This window comes from Streptococcus sp. HMSC073A12 (assembly GCF_001812815.1).
In the GTDB taxonomy this organism is placed as follows: domain Bacteria; phylum Bacillota; class Bacilli; order Lactobacillales; family Streptococcaceae; genus Streptococcus; species Streptococcus vaginalis.
In genome coordinates this window covers 1-18,771 of sequence record NZ_KV810547.1, presented here as the reverse complement: position 1 = coordinate 18,771, position 18,771 = coordinate 1, and the positions used below count along the sequence as shown (strand labels likewise).

General features: G+C 39.5%; 19 protein-coding genes. All 19 read left to right on the top strand.

What is annotated here, in order from left to right; genetic code table 11:
• The first annotated feature begins 38 nt into the window (after positions 1 to 38).
• The 19 genes from HMPREF2876_RS07100 to HMPREF2876_RS07010 all read left to right on the top strand — a co-directional run bounded on the left by HMPREF2876_RS07100 (position 39) and on the right by HMPREF2876_RS07010 (position 18,577).
• Positions 39 to 1,238 carry a phosphoglycerate kinase gene (locus HMPREF2876_RS07100; RefSeq protein ID WP_070241502.1) on the top strand — a complete coding sequence of 400 codons (1,200 nt, stop codon included), beginning with the start codon at positions 39 to 41 and terminating at the stop codon, positions 1,236 to 1,238.
• 514 nt (positions 1,239 to 1,752) lie between these two features.
• Positions 1,753 to 2,283 carry an FUSC family protein gene (locus HMPREF2876_RS07095; RefSeq protein WP_070241503.1) on the top strand — a complete coding sequence of 177 codons (531 nt, stop codon included), beginning with the start codon at positions 1,753 to 1,755 and terminating at the stop codon, positions 2,281 to 2,283.
• A 76-nt stretch (positions 2,284 to 2,359) separates the two neighbouring features.
• Positions 2,360 to 2,719 carry a MerR family transcriptional regulator gene (locus tag HMPREF2876_RS07090; RefSeq protein WP_003070793.1) on the top strand — a complete coding sequence of 120 codons (360 nt, stop codon included), beginning with the start codon at positions 2,360 to 2,362 and terminating at the stop codon, positions 2,717 to 2,719.
• A 37-nt stretch (positions 2,720 to 2,756) separates the two neighbouring features.
• On the top strand, positions 2,757 to 4,103 hold the full coding sequence (gene glnA, locus HMPREF2876_RS07085) for a type I glutamate--ammonia ligase (protein WP_024053132.1): 1,347 nt from the start codon (positions 2,757 to 2,759) through the stop codon (positions 4,101 to 4,103).
• 187 nt (positions 4,104 to 4,290) lie between these two features.
• Complete coding sequence (locus HMPREF2876_RS07080) at positions 4,291 to 4,656, top strand: DUF1033 family protein (RefSeq protein WP_024053131.1); 366 nt, start codon at positions 4,291 to 4,293, stop codon at positions 4,654 to 4,656.
• Between the two features lie 69 nt (positions 4,657 to 4,725).
• Positions 4,726 to 5,667, top strand: coding sequence for a competence type IV pilus ATPase ComGA (comGA, locus tag HMPREF2876_RS07075; protein WP_024053130.1), 942 nt, complete (start codon positions 4,726 to 4,728; stop codon positions 5,665 to 5,667).
• A complete protein-coding gene (gene comGB / locus HMPREF2876_RS07070; protein ID WP_171021869.1) occupies positions 5,609 to 6,631 on the top strand; it encodes a competence type IV pilus assembly protein ComGB in 1,023 nt (340 codons plus the stop codon). The genes comGA and comGB overlap by 59 nt, the downstream gene beginning before the upstream one ends.
• Complete coding sequence (gene comGC, locus HMPREF2876_RS07065) at positions 6,628 to 6,945, top strand: competence type IV pilus major pilin ComGC (RefSeq protein ID WP_003028473.1); 318 nt, start codon at positions 6,628 to 6,630, stop codon at positions 6,943 to 6,945. Before comGB ends, comGC begins: the two co-directional genes overlap by 4 nt.
• Positions 6,905 to 7,333 carry a competence type IV pilus minor pilin ComGD gene (gene comGD, locus HMPREF2876_RS07060; RefSeq protein WP_024053128.1) on the top strand — a complete coding sequence of 143 codons (429 nt, stop codon included), beginning with the start codon at positions 6,905 to 6,907 and terminating at the stop codon, positions 7,331 to 7,333. Before comGC ends, comGD begins: the two co-directional genes overlap by 41 nt.
• Complete coding sequence (comGE, locus tag HMPREF2876_RS07055; protein ID WP_024053127.1) at positions 7,305 to 7,598, top strand: competence type IV pilus minor pilin ComGE; 294 nt, start codon at positions 7,305 to 7,307, stop codon at positions 7,596 to 7,598. The genes comGD and comGE overlap by 29 nt, the downstream gene beginning before the upstream one ends.
• Positions 7,582 to 8,019 carry a competence type IV pilus minor pilin ComGF gene (gene comGF, locus HMPREF2876_RS07050; RefSeq protein WP_024053126.1) on the top strand — a complete coding sequence of 146 codons (438 nt, stop codon included), beginning with the start codon at positions 7,582 to 7,584 and terminating at the stop codon, positions 8,017 to 8,019. The genes comGE and comGF overlap by 17 nt, the downstream gene beginning before the upstream one ends.
• Positions 8,000 to 8,326, top strand: coding sequence for a competence type IV pilus minor pilin ComGG (comGG, locus tag HMPREF2876_RS07045; RefSeq protein ID WP_257360478.1), 327 nt, complete (start codon positions 8,000 to 8,002; stop codon positions 8,324 to 8,326). The genes comGF and comGG overlap by 20 nt, the downstream gene beginning before the upstream one ends.
• A 71-nt stretch (positions 8,327 to 8,397) precedes the next feature.
• The gene (locus HMPREF2876_RS07040; protein WP_024053125.1) at positions 8,398 to 9,351 is read left to right on the top strand and encodes a class I SAM-dependent methyltransferase; all 954 of its coding nucleotides are present in this window, start codon (positions 8,398 to 8,400) and stop codon (positions 9,349 to 9,351) included.
• Positions 9,352 to 9,397: 46 nt separating this feature from the next.
• Positions 9,398 to 10,597: an acetate kinase gene (locus tag HMPREF2876_RS07035; RefSeq protein WP_024053124.1), complete on the top strand. Its 1,200-nt coding sequence runs from the start codon at positions 9,398 to 9,400 to the stop codon at positions 10,595 to 10,597.
• Between the two features lie 394 nt (positions 10,598 to 10,991).
• The gene (gene glmS, locus HMPREF2876_RS07030; RefSeq protein WP_024053123.1) at positions 10,992 to 12,806 is read left to right on the top strand and encodes a glutamine--fructose-6-phosphate transaminase (isomerizing); all 1,815 of its coding nucleotides are present in this window, start codon (positions 10,992 to 10,994) and stop codon (positions 12,804 to 12,806) included.
• Between the two features lie 235 nt (positions 12,807 to 13,041).
• Positions 13,042 to 14,796, top strand: a complete 1,755-nt coding sequence (locus tag HMPREF2876_RS07025) for a PTS mannitol transporter subunit IIBC (RefSeq protein WP_024053122.1) — start codon at positions 13,042 to 13,044, stop codon at positions 14,794 to 14,796.
• A gap of 24 nt (positions 14,797 to 14,820) precedes the next feature.
• On the top strand, positions 14,821 to 16,776 hold the full coding sequence (locus HMPREF2876_RS07020; protein ID WP_024053121.1) for a BglG family transcription antiterminator: 1,956 nt from the start codon (positions 14,821 to 14,823) through the stop codon (positions 16,774 to 16,776).
• A gap of 1 nt (position 16,777) precedes the next feature.
• Positions 16,778 to 17,215: a PTS mannitol transporter subunit IIA gene (locus tag HMPREF2876_RS07015; RefSeq protein WP_024053120.1), complete on the top strand. Its 438-nt coding sequence runs from the start codon at positions 16,778 to 16,780 to the stop codon at positions 17,213 to 17,215.
• A 225-nt stretch (positions 17,216 to 17,440) separates the two neighbouring features.
• Positions 17,441 to 18,577, top strand: coding sequence for a mannitol-1-phosphate 5-dehydrogenase (locus HMPREF2876_RS07010; protein WP_024053119.1), 1,137 nt, complete (start codon positions 17,441 to 17,443; stop codon positions 18,575 to 18,577).
• Positions 18,578 to 18,771 lie beyond the last annotated feature (194 nt).

The window sequence follows — 18,771 nt, the reverse complement described above, 5'->3', positions numbered from 1 at the left end:
ATAGTTTCGTATAAAATAGAAAAAGGAGTTTTTGTAACATGGCAAAACTTACTGTTAAAGACGTTGAATTGAAAGGCAAAAAAGTCCTTGTTCGCGTTGATTTCAATGTGCCGCTTAAAGACGGAGTTATCACAAACGACAACCGTATCTCAGCTGCTCTTCCAACAATCAAGTATATCCTTGAACATGGTGGACGTGCTATTCTTTTCTCTCACCTTGGACGTGTGAAAGAAGAAGCTGATAAAGAAGGAAAATCTCTTGCACCAGTTGCGGATGATTTAGCTAAAAAATTAGGTCAAGATGTTGCTTTCCTTCCAGGAGTAACTCGTGGAGCAGATCTTGAAGCAGCTATCAATGCCCTTAAAGATGGTGAAGTTCTTCTTGTTGAAAACACTCGTTTTGAAGATGTTGACGGTAAGAAAGAATCTAAAAACGATCCAGAACTTGGTAAATATTGGGCAAGCCTTGGAGACGGCATCTTTGTAAATGATGCATTTGGTACAGCTCACCGTGCTCACGCATCTAACGTAGGTATCTCAGCAAACGTTGAGAAAGCAGTTGCAGGTTTCCTTCTTGAAAACGAAATTGCTTATATCAAAGAAGCTGTTGAAAATCCAGTTCGTCCATTCGTAGCCATCCTTGGTGGTTCTAAAGTATCAGACAAGATTGGTGTTATCGAAAATCTTCTTGAAAAAGCTGATAAAGTCCTTATCGGTGGCGGTATGACGTATACTTTCTACAAAGCACAAGGTATCGAAATCGGTAGCTCACTTGTAGAAGAAGATAAATTAGATATTGCAAAAGCTCTCCTTGAAAAAGCAAACGGTAAACTCATTTTGCCAGTAGACTCAAAAGAAGCCAATGCTTTTGCGGACTATACTGAAGTAAAAGACACCGAAGGTGAAGCGGTAGACCCAGGTTTCTTAGGTCTTGATATCGGTCCTAAATCAATCGCTAAGTTTGACCAAGAATTGACTGGTGCGAAAACAGTTGTTTGGAATGGTCCAATGGGTGTCTTTGAAAATCCTGACTTCCAAGCTGGTACAATCGGTGTCATGGATGCTATCGTAAAACAACCAGGCGTGAAATCTATTATCGGTGGTGGTGACTCAGCAGCGGCAGCTATCAACCTTGGTCGTGCAGACAAATTCTCATGGATTTCTACAGGCGGAGGCGCAAGCATGGAGCTTCTTGAAGGTAAAGTATTGCCAGGATTGGCTGCTCTTACAGAAAAATAAGGCGGTCAGTCAGAAATCTATGATTTCGTTGAGTGTCATTTCTGATTTTTAGGGGACAACTTCAACTCATCCACTGGAAGAGTTGAACCCTGCAAGGCTGAATAGGTTGGTCACGAGCTTAGCGAAGTGAACTGCCATTCAGCTATTACGCTATAAGTAGATGAAAAGAGCTGGATGTCAGCTCTTTTCTAGTGCACACGCTAGATTTTCTGCGAAACGAAGTGAGCTAAGAAAATCAGTGGAGGTAAAGATAAAGTACTGCCAGCTCTTGTAGCACTTACGGAACAATAATTCTAAAGGAGACTGGAACAAAAAATTTCCAGTCTCAAATTTATGTCATCATAAATGATGACTGCAGTAGCTGATTGCTCACAGCAGTACTTGAAGGTTGCAGTTAGGATTTGTGGCACAAGCTTCAACCTTTTAGAATGAAAAGAAATTGTTTTCATTTCTTGTAATCATTATTATCTTTTCTCTAAAATATGTTAGAATAAAGGTAAAAGGAAATGCATGAATGGGTTATTTTAAGAAGTATAAGTTTGATAAGTCGAAATTTAAATTAGGAATGCGAACCTTTAAAACGGGGGTCGCGGTTTTTCTTGTTCTTCTTGTCTTTGGGCTTTTTGGTTGGAAAGGATTGCAGATTGGTGCTCTGACAGCTGTTTTCAGTTTGCGCGAAGATTTTGATAAAAGCGTCCATTTTGGAACCTCTCGTATTTTAGGGAATAGCATTGGTGGTTTGTATGCCTTGCTCTTCTTTCTCATCAATAACCTGTTTCATGAACAGTTTTGGGTGACCTTACTGGTCGTTCCTATTTGTACGATGTTAACGATTATGACAAATGTTGCTATGAACAACAAAGCGGGAGTGATTGGTGGTGTTTCTGCCATGCTGATTATTACTTTATCTATTCCAACAGGAGAGACAGTTTTGTATGTATTTGCACGTGTCTTTGAGACTTTCATGGGAGTTTTCGTTGCCATGCTGGTCAATTCTGATGTGGATCGCTTGCGGAAGGTATTGAAATTAAAAAGCAAAGAATAATGTTAGAAAATATAACATGAGTTCTTGACATAGAAATTTTTTCAGATTATAATAGAGCATAAGAAAGGAATTTGCAATGAAGGAAAAAGAATTTCGTCGCAATATGGCTGTTTTTCCCATTGGTAGTGTTATGAAATTGACGGATTTGACAGCACGTCAGATTCGTTATTATGAAGATCAAGAATTGATTAAGCCTGATCGAAATGAAGGAAATCGCCGCATGTATTCATTAAATGATATGGATCGCTTGTTGGAGATTAAAGATTACATTTCAGAAGGTTACAATATTGCTGCTATTAAACGGAAATATGCTGAGCGCGAAGCGAGATATAAAAAGCCAGTGAGCGAGAAAGACGTTCGTCGAGCCCTTCATAACGATATTTTGCAACAAGGTCGCTTTGCTTCTTCCCTTCCACCATTTGGTCGTATGCATTGACCAACATCAATTTTTAAAATTTTATAAGGAGATACTCATGTCAATTACAGTAGCTGACATTCGTCGCGAAGTGAAAGAAAAAAATGTTACCTTTATCCGTTTGATGTTTTCGGATGTTTTGGGAACGATGAAAAATGTCGAAATTCCGGCGACAGATGAACAGCTGAATAAAGTTTTGTCCAACAAAGTGATGTTCGATGGTTCTTCCATTGAAGGTTTTGTGCGTATCAATGAGTCAGATATGTACCTTTATCCTGATTTGGATACATGGACTGTTTTCCCTTGGGGAGATGAAAACGGAAGTGTCGCAGGACTGATTTGCGATGTCTATACGACGGAAGGAACACCTTTTAAAGGGGATCCACGTGGAAATTTAAAACGCGCTTTACGTCACATGGAAGAATTAGGATTCAAATCCTTTAATTTAGGTCCTGAGCCAGAATTTTTCCTATTTAAACTCGATGAGAATGGCGATCCGACTCTTGAAGTGAATGATAAGGGTGGCTATTTTGACCTTGCTCCGACTGACCTGGCTGACAATACTCGCCGTGAAATCGTTAATGTCCTTACAACAATGGGATTTGAAGTAGAAGCCAGTCACCATGAGGTAGCTATCGGTCAGCACGAAATTGACTTTAAATACGATGAAGTTCTCCGTGCCTGTGATAAGATTCAGTTGTTTAAGCTGGTTGTTAAGACAATTGCCCGCAAGCATGGTTTGTACGCTACTTTTATGGCAAAACCAAAATTTGGTATTGCTGGTTCAGGTATGCACTGTAACATGTCGCTCTTTAATCAAGACGGTCAAAATGCTTTCTTTGATCCAGAAGATCCAAAGGGAATGCAATTATCAAAAACGGCCTATTATTTCCTTGGTGGGTTGATTAAACATGCTTACAATTATACAGCTATCATGAATCCGACTGTCAATTCTTACAAACGTTTGGTTCCTGGCTATGAAGCTCCTGTGTATATTGCTTGGGCAGGACGGAACCGTTCTCCGCTTGTTCGTGTGCCAGCTTCACGCGGTATGGGAACACGTTTGGAATTGCGCTCTGTTGACCCAATGGCTAACCCTTATATTGCTATGGCGGTTCTTCTTGAAGTTGGACTTCATGGGATTGAAAATAAAATTGAAGCACCTGCTCCGATTGAAGAAAATATCTATGTCATGACAGCAGAAGAGCGCAAAGAAGCGGGTATTACAGACCTTCCTTCTACTCTACATAATGCGGTGAAAGCACTGACAGAAGATGAAGTTGTAAAAGCTGCACTTGGGAACCATATTTATACAAGTTTTGTAGAAGCAAAACGCATCGAATGGGCAAGCTATGCCACTTTTGTTTCCCAATGGGAAGTAGACAACTATCTTGATTTGTATTAATAAATTGGGAGCGAGGCTTAGAAAAAGTCTCGTTTTCTTATCTGATGAATGAAAAAGTACTAATCAAAATAATGCCACTTTTTCTACATTTTTGAGCAAATGGCGAAAAACTTGTATAATAGAGCATATCTGTTTAAAAAATTTAGCATTTCCGATATAATAAACAGAACAAAGGGAGGTGAAGCAGGTGTATTGTGTGATTGAAATGTATGGCAAAGATGAGCCTTGGTGGTTTTTTGATGACTGGGAAGCTAATATCGTATCTATACAACATTTTGATGACTATTATACTGCTTTAAAGTATTATAAGCGCCAATGGCTGAAGTTGGTAGCTGCTTTTCCTTTCTATAAAAGTCGAAGTGATTTAATGTCCATTTTTTGGGATGCAGAAGATTTGAGCTGGTGTGAAGAATGTAGTGATTCTGTCCAGCAATACCATTCTCTCGCTTTATTGGAAAATGATGGTGTCATTCCTAAAGAGAAATGGAGACCGGGCTATAATAAACAAAATAGTGAAGAGGAACACCGTGCTTTCTCTCTAACGTTTAAATAATTTACAAAATGGTGATTTTTCATCATTTTTTTATTTTCTTCTGCGAATAATATAAAGTGAGGAGGAGATATGGTTCAAAACATTGCACAGGCTATTATTTGTCAGGCTAAGGAAGAACGAGCACAGGACATTTATTTTGTTCCGAAGGAAAATGTTTACGAGTTGTATATGCGAATTGGAGATGAACGCCGTTTTATACGCAATTATGAATTTGAAGAGATGGCAGCAGTAATTAGTCATTTTAAGTTTACTGCTGGGATGAATGTCGGCGAAAAACGTAGAAGCCAGTTAGGTTCTTGTGATTATCAATATGGTGATAAGAAAACGTCATTACGACTATCAACAGTAGGGGATTATCGTGGATACGAAAGTCTGGTGATTCGTTTATTGCATGATGAAGAGGCAGAGTTGAAGTTTTGGTTTGCTCAAATCCCAGAGTTAAAAGAACGCTTCAAACAACGAGGGCTTTATCTTTTTTCGGGACCGGTAGGAAGTGGTAAAACTACTCTCATGCACCAGTTGGCTCAAGAGCGTTTTGCCGATCAGCAAATCATGTCAATTGAAGATCCGGTTGAAATCAAACAAGCAGGGATGTTACAGCTGCAGCTGAACGAAGCGATTGGTTTAACTTATGAAAGTTTGATTAAACTTTCTCTTCGGCATCGACCAGATTTATTGATTATCGGAGAGATTCGTGATGCAGAGACAGCAAGGGCAGTTGTTCGAGCTAGCTTAACGGGAATGACTGTTTTTTCAACTATTCATGCTAAAAGCGTACGAGGTGTCTATGAACGGTTGCTGGAGTTGGGAGTGACAGAAGCCGAGCTGAAAGTTGTCTTACAAGGGATTTGTTACCAACGCTTAATTGCGAAAGGAGGAATAGTGGATTTTGTCAGTGAGAAGTATCAAGAACACGAGCCAATCGATTGGAATAGGCAGATTGATCAGCTTCATGCAGCAGGACATATCAATCTTGAGCAGGCAGAAGCGGAAAAAATTATCCACAGTTAGGCAGAAAAAGGTCGTAGAGTTGCTGAATAATCTTTTTTCTAGTGGCTTTCATTTGGCAGAAATTATCGACTTTTTGAAGCGAAGTGCCTTGTTAGAAGAAGTCTATGTGGACAGGATGAAAGAGGAGTTGTCAACAGGAAAGCCTTTTTCGGACATTATGGCAAGCTTAGGTTTTTCAGATAACGTGGTGACACAGCTTTCGCTGGCAGAATTACACGGAAATCTCTCACTCAGCCTGAGTAAGATTGAGGAATACTTGGAAAATATCTCAAAAATTAAGAAGAAGTTGGTTGAAGTGGCGACTTATCCCTTTATTTTGTTTGTTTTTTTGATATTCATTATGCTGGGATTACGTAATTATTTACTCCCGCAACTCGATCGTCAAAATATAGCAACTCAGATTATCAGTAATTTGCCGCAACTTTTTCTGGGTTCATTAGGGGTAGTCTTTGTTTTGTTAGCGATAGGTTTTTATTGGTTTCAAAAAAGCTCAAAAATAGCAGTATTTCGTTTGTTAGCTCGCCTTCCTTTTTTGGGCGCTTTTATTCAAACCTATTTAACAGCTTATTATGCGAGAGAATGGGGGAATATGATTGGTCAAGGTTTAGAACTCAGTCAGATTTTTCAGATGATGCAAGGACAACGCTCTGCTATGTTTCAAGAAATTGGAAAAGATTTAGAAGTTGCGCTGCAAAATGGTCAGGAATTTTCGCAAAGAGTTAAAACATATCCATTTTTTAAAAAGGAATTGGGCTTGATGATCGAATACGGTGAAGTAAAATCCAAATTGGGGTGTGAATTAGAAGTTTATGCCCAAAAAACATGGGAGACATTTTTTAAACGTGTTCATCAAGCGATGAATGTCATTCAACCACTAGTGTTTGTCTTTGTGGCTTTAATGATTGTATTGTTGTATGCAGCCATGTTGCTGCCAATTTATCAAAATATGGAGGTTCAATTATGAAAAAATTAAAAAGTTTGAAGGTTAAAGGTTTTACTTTAGTAGAAATGTTAGTCGTGCTTCTTATCATCAGTGTTTTGATGCTCTTATTTGTACCGAATTTGACCAAGCAAAAAGAAGCTGTAACGGAAAAAGGAAATGCAGCGGTGGTAAAAGTTGTGGAAAGCCAGGCAGAGCTGTTTGAGGTCAATCACACCAATGAAAAAGCGACACTCTCAAAATTAGTCAACGAAGGAACGATTACAGACAAGCAGGCAGCATCTTATAAGGCTTACTATGCGAAACATACAAAAGAAGCTCGTTCTGTTGCAGATTAAGGGATTTACGCTTTTGGAAAGTTTGCTGACATTATTTATAACGAGTTTCTTATTGCTTGCGGTGTCGGGCTCTGTTCGTTCTTCTTTTGAACAGGTGGAAGAGCAGATTTTCTTTCTGGAGTTTGAGCATTTTTATCGGGAAAGTCAGAAGTTGAGTAGCTCAGCTCAAAGTCAGCTGGACATGAATTTTTCTCGTGAGAGGATTTCAAATGGTTACAACCATTTGGTAGTTCCTCGCTCGATTCAAGCGCCAGAAGATTTGACGCTTCATTTTGATAAGGCTGGTGGCAATTCATCGCTCGGAAAGATTGTCTTTCAGACGAAAAAGCAGACAATTACGTATCAATTATATCTAGGAAATGGGAAATTTAAGAAAACAACACGTTAAAGGAACGATTTTATTAGAGGCGCTGCTGGCTTTGGCTGTTTTTGTGACAATTGTGACCCTGTTGTTGGGACAAATTCACCAGTCTCGAAAAGCAGAAAATGACTTGCTTAGAGAAGAAGAAGTTTTAAGGGTAGCTAAAATGGCTTTGCAGACAAAGCAAAGCCATTTGACAATGAACGGTATTAAAGTGCGTGTTGAAACAAGTCAACAAGGTATTCAAATTTATCATGGGAAGGAGCTGATTCTCGGTGTTCAAGGCAAATAAAGTGAAAGCTTTTACCCTTTTAGAGGCTCTGATTGTCTTATTTGTACTCAGCGGAAGTGTGCTGCTTTTTCAGTCAATGACGCGTCTTCTGGCTTTTGAAGTTCAAGCCCGGCAACATAGTGAACAACGAGAATGGCTTTTGTTTGCTGATCAACTAGAAGCAGAGTTGGCTCGTTCTTCATTTGAAAAGGTGGAGAATAATCGTTTATATATGAAACAGGACGGCAGGGCAATTGCATTTGGAAAGTCAAGTGGACAGGATTTCAGAAAAACCAATGCGAATGGGAAAGGTTACCAGCCGATGGTTTATGATGTAAAAAAAGCAGAAATCTCACAGAAAAATGAGCTGATTTATGTTAGACTGACGTTTAGGCGAGGATTGGAAAGGGAGTTTGTCTATCGTGTGGAAACAGAAAGTTAAAGCGGGCATTATGCTCTATGCACTCTTTATGGCGGCAGTTTTTAGCTTGCTTTTGCAATTTTACCTTCAGCGTCAAACTGCTAATCATAGAAATTTCACCCTAAACCGAGAACGAACACAGGCTTATGCAATGGCTCTTCTAGCCAACGAAAATTCTAAGCAAAGGGAATTTGATAAAGGGTATGTCCAAGACCAAAAGAGTGAGAAAGAGCTCATCCTGACAGTAACAATGAAGACTGGTCACCGTTATCAATTTTCTTTTTCGGCTAAAAAAGAAAAGCAGATGGATAAAAAATTGAATAAATAAATGATGTATGTGCAACAGAGTACACTCGCAAAAAAAGCTAAATTTTGGTATGATAGGGAGCGGAGGATGCTATGAATTTTGAAAAAATTGAACAGGCCTATACGCTCTTGTTAGAAAATGTCCAAGAAATCCAAAATGATCTTTTAACGAGCTTTTATGATGCTTTGATAGAGCAAAATGGCAGCTATCTGGACGGGGATATTGAACTAGATAGTGTTCGGCAGAACAATGAAAAACTGAAAGCGTTGAAATTAAGTAAAGAGGAATGGCGCCGAGCCTACCAATTTTTGCTGATGAAAGCAGCTCAAACAGAGCCTTTGCAAGCCAATCATCAATTTACTCCAGATTCTATCGGGTTTATCTTAACTTTTCTCATTGACCAATTGAGTAAAAAAGAACACATTGATATTTTGGAAATTGGTAGCGGAATGGGGAATTTAGCTGAGACGATTCTCAATAATACACAAAAAAATGTGGATTATCTAGGGCTGGAATTGGACGATCTGTTAATTGATATATCAGCCAGTATCGCAGATGTGATGGACGCAAAAGTTAGTTTTGTGCAAGGTGACGCAGTACGCCCGCAAGTATTGAAAGAAAGCGATGTGATTATTAGCGATTTACCAGTTGGCTTTTATCCTGATGATAGCATTGCGGCGCGCTATGAAGTGGCTAGTACACAGGATCATACCTATGCTCATCATTTGTTAATGGAACAATCGCTCAAGTATCTCAAATCAGGCGGTTATGCTATTTTCCTTGCACCAAATGATTTATTGACTAGTTCGCAAAGTGATTTATTGAAGAAATGGCTACAAAAGCATGCACAAATAGTTGCAATGATTGCGTTACCAGAGTCTCTTTTTGGAAATGCAGCATACGCTAAAACAATTTTTGTACTGAAAAAGCAAGATGAACAAGCTGTCCAACCATTTGTTTATGCTTTATCTGATTTGCAGAATCAAGCGGATTTATTGACATTTAGCGAAAAGTTTCAAAATTGGAGCCAAGAAAGTGAAATTTAAACAAGTTTTTGATATAATAAATGAAAACGCTTAAAAGAGGTAATTTATGTCAAAAACAATTTCAATTAATGCTGGAAGTTCAAGTCTAAAATGGCAATTATACGAAATGCCAGCTGAAAAGGTTATTGCCAAAGGGCTGCTTGAACGGATTGGTCTCAAGGACTCCATTTCAACAGTCAAATTTGATGGTCGTGTAGAAAAGCAAATTTTAGATATTGATGATCATACGCAAGCTGTAAAAATTTTGTTAGATGACTTGATGCGCTTTGGTATTATCAAATCCTATGAAGAAATCACAGGTGTCGGTCATCGTGTTGTTGCAGGTGGTGAATACTTTAAAGAATCTGCGCTTGTTGATAGCGAAGAAGTGATTCAAAAAGTAGAAGAATTAGCGCTTCTTGCACCACTTCATAACAAAGCAAATGCAGCAGGAATTCGTGCCTTTAAAGAATTGTTGCCAGACATTATAAGTGTCGTTGTGTTTGATACATCTTTCCATACAACAATGCCAGAAAAAGCCTATCGTTATCCATTACCGACTAAGTACTATACGGAGAACAAGGTTCGCAAATATGGCGCTCATGGTACAAGCCATCAGTATGTTGCCAAGGAAGCAGCAAAGGCGCTTGGCAAGCCACTTGAAGAGTTGAAGCTAATTACTTGTCATATTGGGAATGGCGCTTCTATTACAGCGGTTGATAAAGGAATTTCTGTAGATACTTCAATGGGCTTTACTCCGCTAGGTGGCGTGATGATGGGAACTCGCACAGGGGATATTGATCCGGCGATTATTCCTTATTTGATAGAGCATACAGAAGATTTTAATACACCAGAAGACATCAATTATATTTTAAACAAACAGTCTGGGCTTCTAGGAGTATCTGAAACATCAAGTGATATGCGCGACATTATTGCAGGAATGCATGAGGGTAATCATAATTGTAAACTGGCTTTTGACATTTTTGTTGATCGCATTCAAAAACATATCGGTCAATATTTTGCTGTTTTAAATGGTGCGGATGCGATTATTTTCACAGCTGGCATCGGAGAAAATTCTGATGAGGTGCGCGAAGCTGTTATTTCAGGTCTATCTTGGTTTGGTTGCGATATTTTACCGGAAAAAAATGTACGTGGAGCTGAAGGGATTATCTCAAGTGATGCTGCTAAGGTGAAAGTGCTTGTCATTCCTACAGATGAAGAATTAGTTATTGCACGTGATGTTGAGCGATTCAAAAACCAAAAATAAAACTTGGAATTTACAAGTCATAATATTTAAGAAGAGAAGCTGAGACAGACAGCCATGAGTGCGCAGCACTCATGGCTGTCTGTCTCACTCTCTTTCATTTTCATTTTTAGTTTGAAAAAAGATTGTTGAAGTGATTACCTAATGCTCCTGGAACATAAAATGTGAATAAAAATGTCTGAATCAACCGTACAGGTAGGAGAATGAGCTGTTTAAAAGTCTTTTGATTTCCTCTATACTTTCTTTTTGAACTATACCAATTTTCTTGTTGACAAATTCACAATAAAAGTATATACTGGTTTAGCTTATTTGATATAGCTGTTATTAGACTATACCAATTTAAAAACAAAAGGAGGAAATAGCAAATTTTTGAAAGTTATTTGCTATAAAAAATAGTATGTGTGGAATTGTCGGAGTTGTTGGAAATCGGAATGCAACAGATATTTTAATGCAGGGTCTAGAAAAATTAGAATACCGGGGATATGATTCAGCGGGAATTTTTGTGACAAATGGGAAAACATCTAGCTTAGTCAAATCGGTTGGTCGTATTGCCGACCTTCGTTCAAAAATAGGGATTGATGTAGCTGGAACGGCTGGTATTGGGCATACACGTTGGGCAACGCACGGAAAACCAAGTGAAAGCAATGCGCATCCGCATACGTCTCAAACTGGACGTTTTGTTTTAGTGCATAATGGTGTTATCGAAAATTACCTAGATATTAAGAATACGTATCTTGCTGAACATGATTTGAAGGGTCAGACAGATACAGAAATTGCGGTTCACTTGATTGGAAAATTCGTTGAAGAAGACGGATTCTCAGTACTAGATGCTTTTAAAAAAGCGCTCCACATCATTGAAGGTTCCTATGCTTTTGCTTTAATGGATGCAGAGGATGCAGACGTGATCTATGTGGCGAAAAATAAATCACCGCTCTTAATTGGCCTGGGAGAAGGCTACAATATGGTCTGTTCGGATGCTATGGCGATGATTCGTGAAACCAGCGAATACATGGAAATTCATGATAAAGAACTGGTAATTGTGACCGCTGACAGCGTAGAAGTGCAGGACTATGACGGGAATCCAATTGAGCGCGATAGTTATACTGCGGAACTTGATTTATCAGATATTGGCAAAGGCACTTATCCTTACTATATGTTGAAAGAAATTGATGAGCAACCGACCGTGATGCGTAAGTTGATTGGTACCTACTCTGATGGGGATCAAAATATGCTGGTAGATCCAGAAATTGTCAGGACAGTTCAGGAAGCGGATCGCATTTATATCATTGCGGCTGGGACTTCCTATAATGCTGGTTTTGCATCTAAAAATATGTTGGAAGAACTAACCGATACACCGGTAGAACTGGGCATTGCTTCTGAGTGGGGTTATGCAATGCCATTGCTTAGTAAAAAGCCAATGTTTATTTTACTCAGTCAGTCAGGTGAAACTGCTGATAGTCGTCAGGTTTTGGTTAAGGCAAATGCTATGGGAATTCCAAGTTTGACTGTAACCAATGTTCCAGGTTCAACTTTGTCCCGCGAAGCAACCTACACTATGCTATTACATGCGGGACCGGAAATTGCGGTAGCGTCTACTAAGGCTTACACAGGACAAGTAGCGACTTTAGCATTTCTTGCTAAGGCAGTTGGTGAAGCCAATGGTAATGAAAAGGCTAAGAACTTTGATTTAGTTCACGAGCTGTCTATTGTTGCTCAGGCTATTGAGTCGACTCTTTCTGAGAAAGAATTGATTGAAGAAAAGGTTCGAGGTCTTCTGGAGACAACTCGTAATGCTTTTTACATCGGACGCGGTCAGGACTATTTTGTTGTCATGGAAGCTAGTCTTAAGCTCAAGGAAATTTCCTATATCCAATGTGAGGGCTTCGCAGCTGGAGAGCTTAAGCACGGAACCATCTCCCTGATTGAAAATGGAACACCTGTCATCGCCCTAATCTCTGACAATCCAACCGTGGCTTCTCATACTCGTGGTAATGTATCGGAGGTGGTAGCCCGTGGTGCCAATGCCTTAACCATTGTCGAAGAAGGTGTGGAAAAAGAGGGAGACGATATCGTTGTAAACAAGGTTCATCCATACCTGTCTAGCATTTCTATGGTCATTCCAACTCAGCTAATCGCCTACTTTGCATCTCTCCATCGTGGACTGGATGTTGATAAACCTCGTAATCTGGCTAAAGCTGTTACAGTAGAATAATTTCGTATAAGTGAAAAATAGGGGTAAGACTTGAGAACATATTTCTAGGGTGTTGCCACCTATTTTTATATTTATAAGCAGGACTGATAGTCGGAGCGTCATATGATAAGAATAGTTTAAAAATATTTTAGTGCTAAAGATTAAGTTTTTGTCACAAAATCTGTGCCAAAGCTTTAGTTTTAAGCGCTTTCATTTTTGCGTATACTAGTTATAAGAGAAAAGGAGGACTATTCTAATGGAAGAAAAAACATCATTGAAAGTCAAAGTTCAAAAACTGGGAACTTCACTTTCAAATATGGTAATGCCTAATATCGGGGCTTTTATTGCGTGGGGAGTCTTGACTGCCTTATTTATCGCTGATGGGTATCTACCTAATAAACAGTTGGCTGCCATTGTCAGCCCTATGCTGACTTATTTATTACCGATTCTTATTGGCTACACGGGTGGCTATATCGTTCATGGCCAGCGAGGTGCCGTTGTAGGTGCCATTGCTACTGTAGGTGCTATCACTGGTTCTAACGTTCCTATGTTTATTGGAGCCATGATTATGGGTCCTCTGGGAGGTTGGACCATTAAAAAATTTGATGGAAAATTTCAGGAAAAAATTCGTCCAGGATTTGAAATGTTGGTCAATAATTTCTCGGCTGGATTGATTGGTTTTGCACTTTTGCTGCTGGCCTTCTATGCTGTGGGACCTGTTGTATCTGTTTTGACAGGTGCAGTCGGAAAGGGGGTTGAGACTGTTGTCAACGCCCACCTTCTACCTTTGGCTAACATCATCATTGATCCAGCTAAGGTGCTTTTCCTTAACAATGCTCTTAATCACGGAATTTTCACACCGCTGGGAGCTGAACAGGTTTCTCAAGCTGGTAAATCAATCCTCTTCCTCTTGGAAGCCAATCCCGGACCAGGTTTGGGTATTCTCCTAGCTTACGCTCTTTTTGGTAAGGGAGCAGCTAAATCTTCTTCATGGGGAGCTATGGTTATCCACTTCTTCGGTGGGATTCATGAGATTTATTTCCCTTATGTTATGATGAAACCGGCTCTCTTTTTAGCTGCTATTGCCGGAGGTGTATCTGGAACCTTCACTTTCCAACTTTTAGACGCTGGTCTTAAATCTCCAGCTTCACCAGGTTCTATCATTGCTATTATGGCTATGGCACCAAAAGGTGTTTGGCCTCACCTCAATGTTCTCTTAGGAGTTTTGGTGGCAGCTGTAGTCTCCTTCTTAGTAGCAGTGTTTATACTTCGTGCAGATAAGTCTACTGAAGATTCACTAGCAGCTGCTCAGGCAGCTACTCAGGCGGCCAAGGCTCAGTCTAAAGGTCAGGTAGTTCCAGTTGCTGTGGATGCTAATATCTCAATAGACTCAGTAGAAAAAATTATCTTTGCCTGTGATGCTGGTATGGGAAGCTCTGCTATGGGAGCTAGCATTCTTCGCGATAAGGTTAAAAAAGCAGGTCTGGGAATTCCGGTCTCCAATCAGGCCATCTCTAACTTGGTTGATACCCCTAAAACTCTGATTGTCACTCAAGAAGAATTGACTCCAAGAGCTAAAGGTAAAACACCGAGTGCCATCCACGTTTCTGTCGATAATTTCTTAGCTTCTCCTCGCTATGATGAAATAGTCGCTTCTTTGACAGGCAGCACTCCAGCGGCAGTTGAGACATCAGTTGCTTCAACTACTCAAGAGATTGACCTAAATCATATTGATGCTGTAGTAGTGGCTTATGGCAAAGCTGAAGGATCTGCAACTATGGGTTGTGAAACGATTCGGGCAATCTTTAAAAACAAAGATATTCGGATTCCGGTCTCTACAGTAGCTATCTCAGAATTAGGTGAATACAATGCTAAGAATATCGTAATTGTGACAACGATTACCTTGCAAGCAGAAGTCCAACAGGCGGCACCAAATTCTCAATTTTTGATTGTGGATAGCTTAGTGACAACACCCGAATATGATAAGATGGTTGCTAGGATGTACAAATAGAATTTAGAGGTTTGTAAATAACACATGCTATTAACAAAACGAGAAGAACAACTTTTGAAGGCTTTCCTAAATGTAGGGAAGCTTTCAATGCAAGACATGATTGAAATTTTGCAAGTTTCTTCTAGAACGATTTACCGAACCTTGGCTGAACTGACCGAAACTTTGGATCAGCGAGGGATTCAAATCATAAAAAAAGGCAAGCAATATTTTCTGCGTGGCAATTTGGATGATTTACTAACAGATTTGAAAGTTGTGGTTGAATACAGTCAACAGGAAAGATTAACATTGATTACCTATCGCCTTTTGACGGAAGAGGATTTCATCACCAATGAGTCCCTGCAAGAGTCTATGAAAGTCAGCAATGTGACCATTATTCAGGATATTGCAGATATTGACAAGCGACTCTTGGATTTTGATCTGAAGATTGAGCGTCAGAAGGGATATAGGATTTCTGGAGATTCGGTTTGTAAGAGACGGCTTTTAGCGATTTTATTGACTAACTCTATCTCAGTAGCAGACTTTTCAGCTGGAAATTTCGGCAGTTTTGATATCTTAGATGTGAAGAGAACTCAGCAGGCCAGTCGGATTTTTGAAACCTATTTTACGGATTTTCCAGACATGGATGTCAAGATGAAGATGTTTTTTGCTATCTTGTTATCTTTGCTTGGTCAGGAGCAAAATATTTCAAATCTTCCTAATACCAGTAAGCAGGCTTTGGAAATCTCTCAGAAAATCTTTCAGGACTATTCCAAGCAGACTATCCATTTTTACAGTATTCATGATATTATCTATTATGCTAGTGTTTTGGATGAGCTGATTATCAAAAGGCAGGACAATCCTCTCTTTACGGAAAAGTTTGATGGTGAGTTCTTCTACAATATTTCCAATCTGATTGACACAGTTTCCATGTACACTAAGATTGATTTCTTTAAGGACAAGGTACTCTTTAATTTCCTATTCCACCATATTCGGCTCAGTCTAGGTATTCCCATTCTTTTCCCAGATGAGAATCTTCCTGAGTCTATCCAGCTTTTGATTGAGAGAAACAAATTTCTTCACACGGTTGTCAGTCTTTTGGTTAATGATATTTTCCCTAAGTATCTGCACACAGATTACGAATATGGAATGATTGCACTCCATTTTATCTCTAGCTTGGGTCGTAGTCCAGAGATTTATCCCATCCGTATCCTACTTTTGACAGATGAGCGGCGGGTAACTCGGAATCTATTGGCTGCTAAGATTAAGAGTGTGGCTCCCTTTGTGGAATGGGTGGATATCCAGTCTCTGGCAAACTATGATAATCTAGACAGCAGCCAGTATGATTATCTTTTGGCAACTAAACCATTGGGAAATCAAGAAATTGATGTAATTTCCAGCTTTCCTACAGTTAAGGAATTGCTGGAACTGCAGGAAAAACTCCAGTATGTTCAGGAAAATCGAACAGTAGTGGCCAGAGAAGATCTGATTCAGGATGTCAACTATGACCTTCAGGCATATCTAAAAGCTAGCAGTCAGATACTGAACCATTTTCACCTGCTTCCTCTAGCAAATCCAGAAAGTTTTGAAGGAACTATCAGACAGATTATTAGTCAGATGTCTCAGGTTAATGACCACTCCTATCTCGTCGAAAAATTGCTGTCCCGATTTGAAACCAGTCCTATGGCTATTCCAAATACGGGTTTGGTCCTCTTGCATACCCAGTCCAGCAAGGTGACGACCAGTAGCTTTACCATATTTGAGCTCAGACAGTCTGTTACTGCTCTGTCCATGAAGAGGGAGAGGGAGAGAGTCAGCCGTTGTCTACTCATGCTGACAGCTGCAGATGCCAGTGAGGAAATGCGAGATTTGATGACGACTATCAGCCAGTCTATTATTGAAAATCATCTCTATACAGAGATTTATAAGACTGGTAATCAGACCATCATTTATCAGTTGCTCAACACCATATTTAATGAAAAAATCAAGAAATTGGAGAACTAAGATGAAACTTGAAAAACATTTGATTAAACTCAATGAGAAATTTTCTAACAAAGAAGAAGCTATCCGCTTCTGTGGAAAGGTTCTTTATGAAAGTGGCTTTGTCACTGAAGACTATATTGAAGCTATGATTAATCGTGATGAAGAACTATCTGTTTATATGGGCAACTTCATTGCTATCCCCCATGGGACTGATGAAGCTAAAAAGGCTGTCCTTCAGTCTGGTATCACAGTCGTTCAAGTACCAAAAGGAGTTGATTTTGGCAATGCAGACGATCCAAAAGTAGCAACAGTTCTTTTTGGCATTGCTGGCATTGGCAACGAGCACTTGGAAATTATCCAGAAGATTTCTATCTTCTGTGCCGATGTGGACAATGTAATCAAGCTAGCAGATGCTCAGTCTGAAGAAGAAGTCATTCGTCTGTTGGACGGTGCCGAATAAGCTATTCAGTTCATGCAGTTGGAATTTTCTAACAATGAATTAATCTGGGAAACTATCTAATCCTAGAATAGGGCAATGGTAAGCAGCTAGTGTAGATAGTTCAAAGTATAGTTCGGAGATTCTAAATTGAGATTCCACAAGAAATTATTAGCTACTATAACACTACGAGAAATAAAGTAAGAAAAGATAAATTAAACGACTATATCAACTCAAAGGAGAAATTCAATGAAACATGCAGTACATTTTGGAGCCGGAAATATTGGCCGTGGCTTTATCGGTGAAATTTTGTTTGAAAATGGCTTCCATATTGACTTTGTAGATGTCAATGACGATATTATTCAAGCTCTAAATAAGCAGGGCAAATATGAGATTGAAATTGCTCAAGAGGGTCAGCCCCATATTGAGGTAGCCAATGTCACTGGTATCAATAGCAAGAAGCATCCAGAGCAAGTTGTTGAAGCTATTCAAAAGGCAGACATTGTGACAACTGCTATCGGGCCTAATATATTGCCCTTTATTGCGGAGCTTCTGGCTAAGGGAATTGAAGCCCGCCAAGCTGTTGGGAACACACAACCTCTGGATGTCTTGGCCTGTGAAAATATGATTGGTGGTTCCCAATTCCTCTATCAGGAAGTCAAAAAATATTTAAGTCCAGAAGGTATGGCATTTGCTGAAAAATATATTGGTTTCCCTAATGCTGCGGTTGACCGGATTGTACCGGCTCAAAGCCATGAAGATCCACTTTTTGTAGTCGTAGAGCCTTTTAATGAATGGGTAGTGGAGACTAGCCGCATAAAAAATCTGGATCTGCGTTTAGATAAGGTTCACTATGAAGAAAATTTGGAGCCTTTCATCGAGCGCAAGCTCTTCTCAGTCAACTCTGGTCACGCAACTTCAGCCTACATTGGGGCTCATTATGGTGCTAAAACAATCTTAGAAGCTCTGCAGAATCCACAAATCAAGGATCAGATTGAGGCAGTTCTGGCTGAAATTCGTAGTCTCCTGATTGATAAGTGGAATTTTGATGAAAAGGAGCTAGAGCACTATCATAAAATTATCATTCAGCGCTTTGAAAATCCCTTTATCGTGGATGATGTTAGTCGCGTAGCTCGGACTCCGATTCGCAAACTAGGCTATGATGAACGTTTCATTCGCCCGATTCGCGAGCTCAAGGATCGAGGTCTGTCCTATGACAACCTGCTCAAAACAGTAGGTTATGTTTTTGATTATCGTGACGTCAATGATGAAGAAAGTGTCAAACTTGGCCAGATGTTAGCAGCTCAACCAGTCAGAGAGGTTGTTGTTCAAGTAACAGGTCTGAATGATCAGGATTTAATTGATGAAATTGTTGCTCTTGGATAAGTTTAGCCTCATAGCAGTCATTGCGAATTGCTCATCTGGACGTATCATAAAAGCTGATGAAAACCTATACTTCATCGGCTTTTTTGGTGTATTCTCGTTAATTCACAGGAAGAGTGGATAAGAAGTTTAACTCGTTTTTGGTTAGATGCTTATTTTATAGGATAAATTGTAAAATATAGTGCAACAAAAAAACT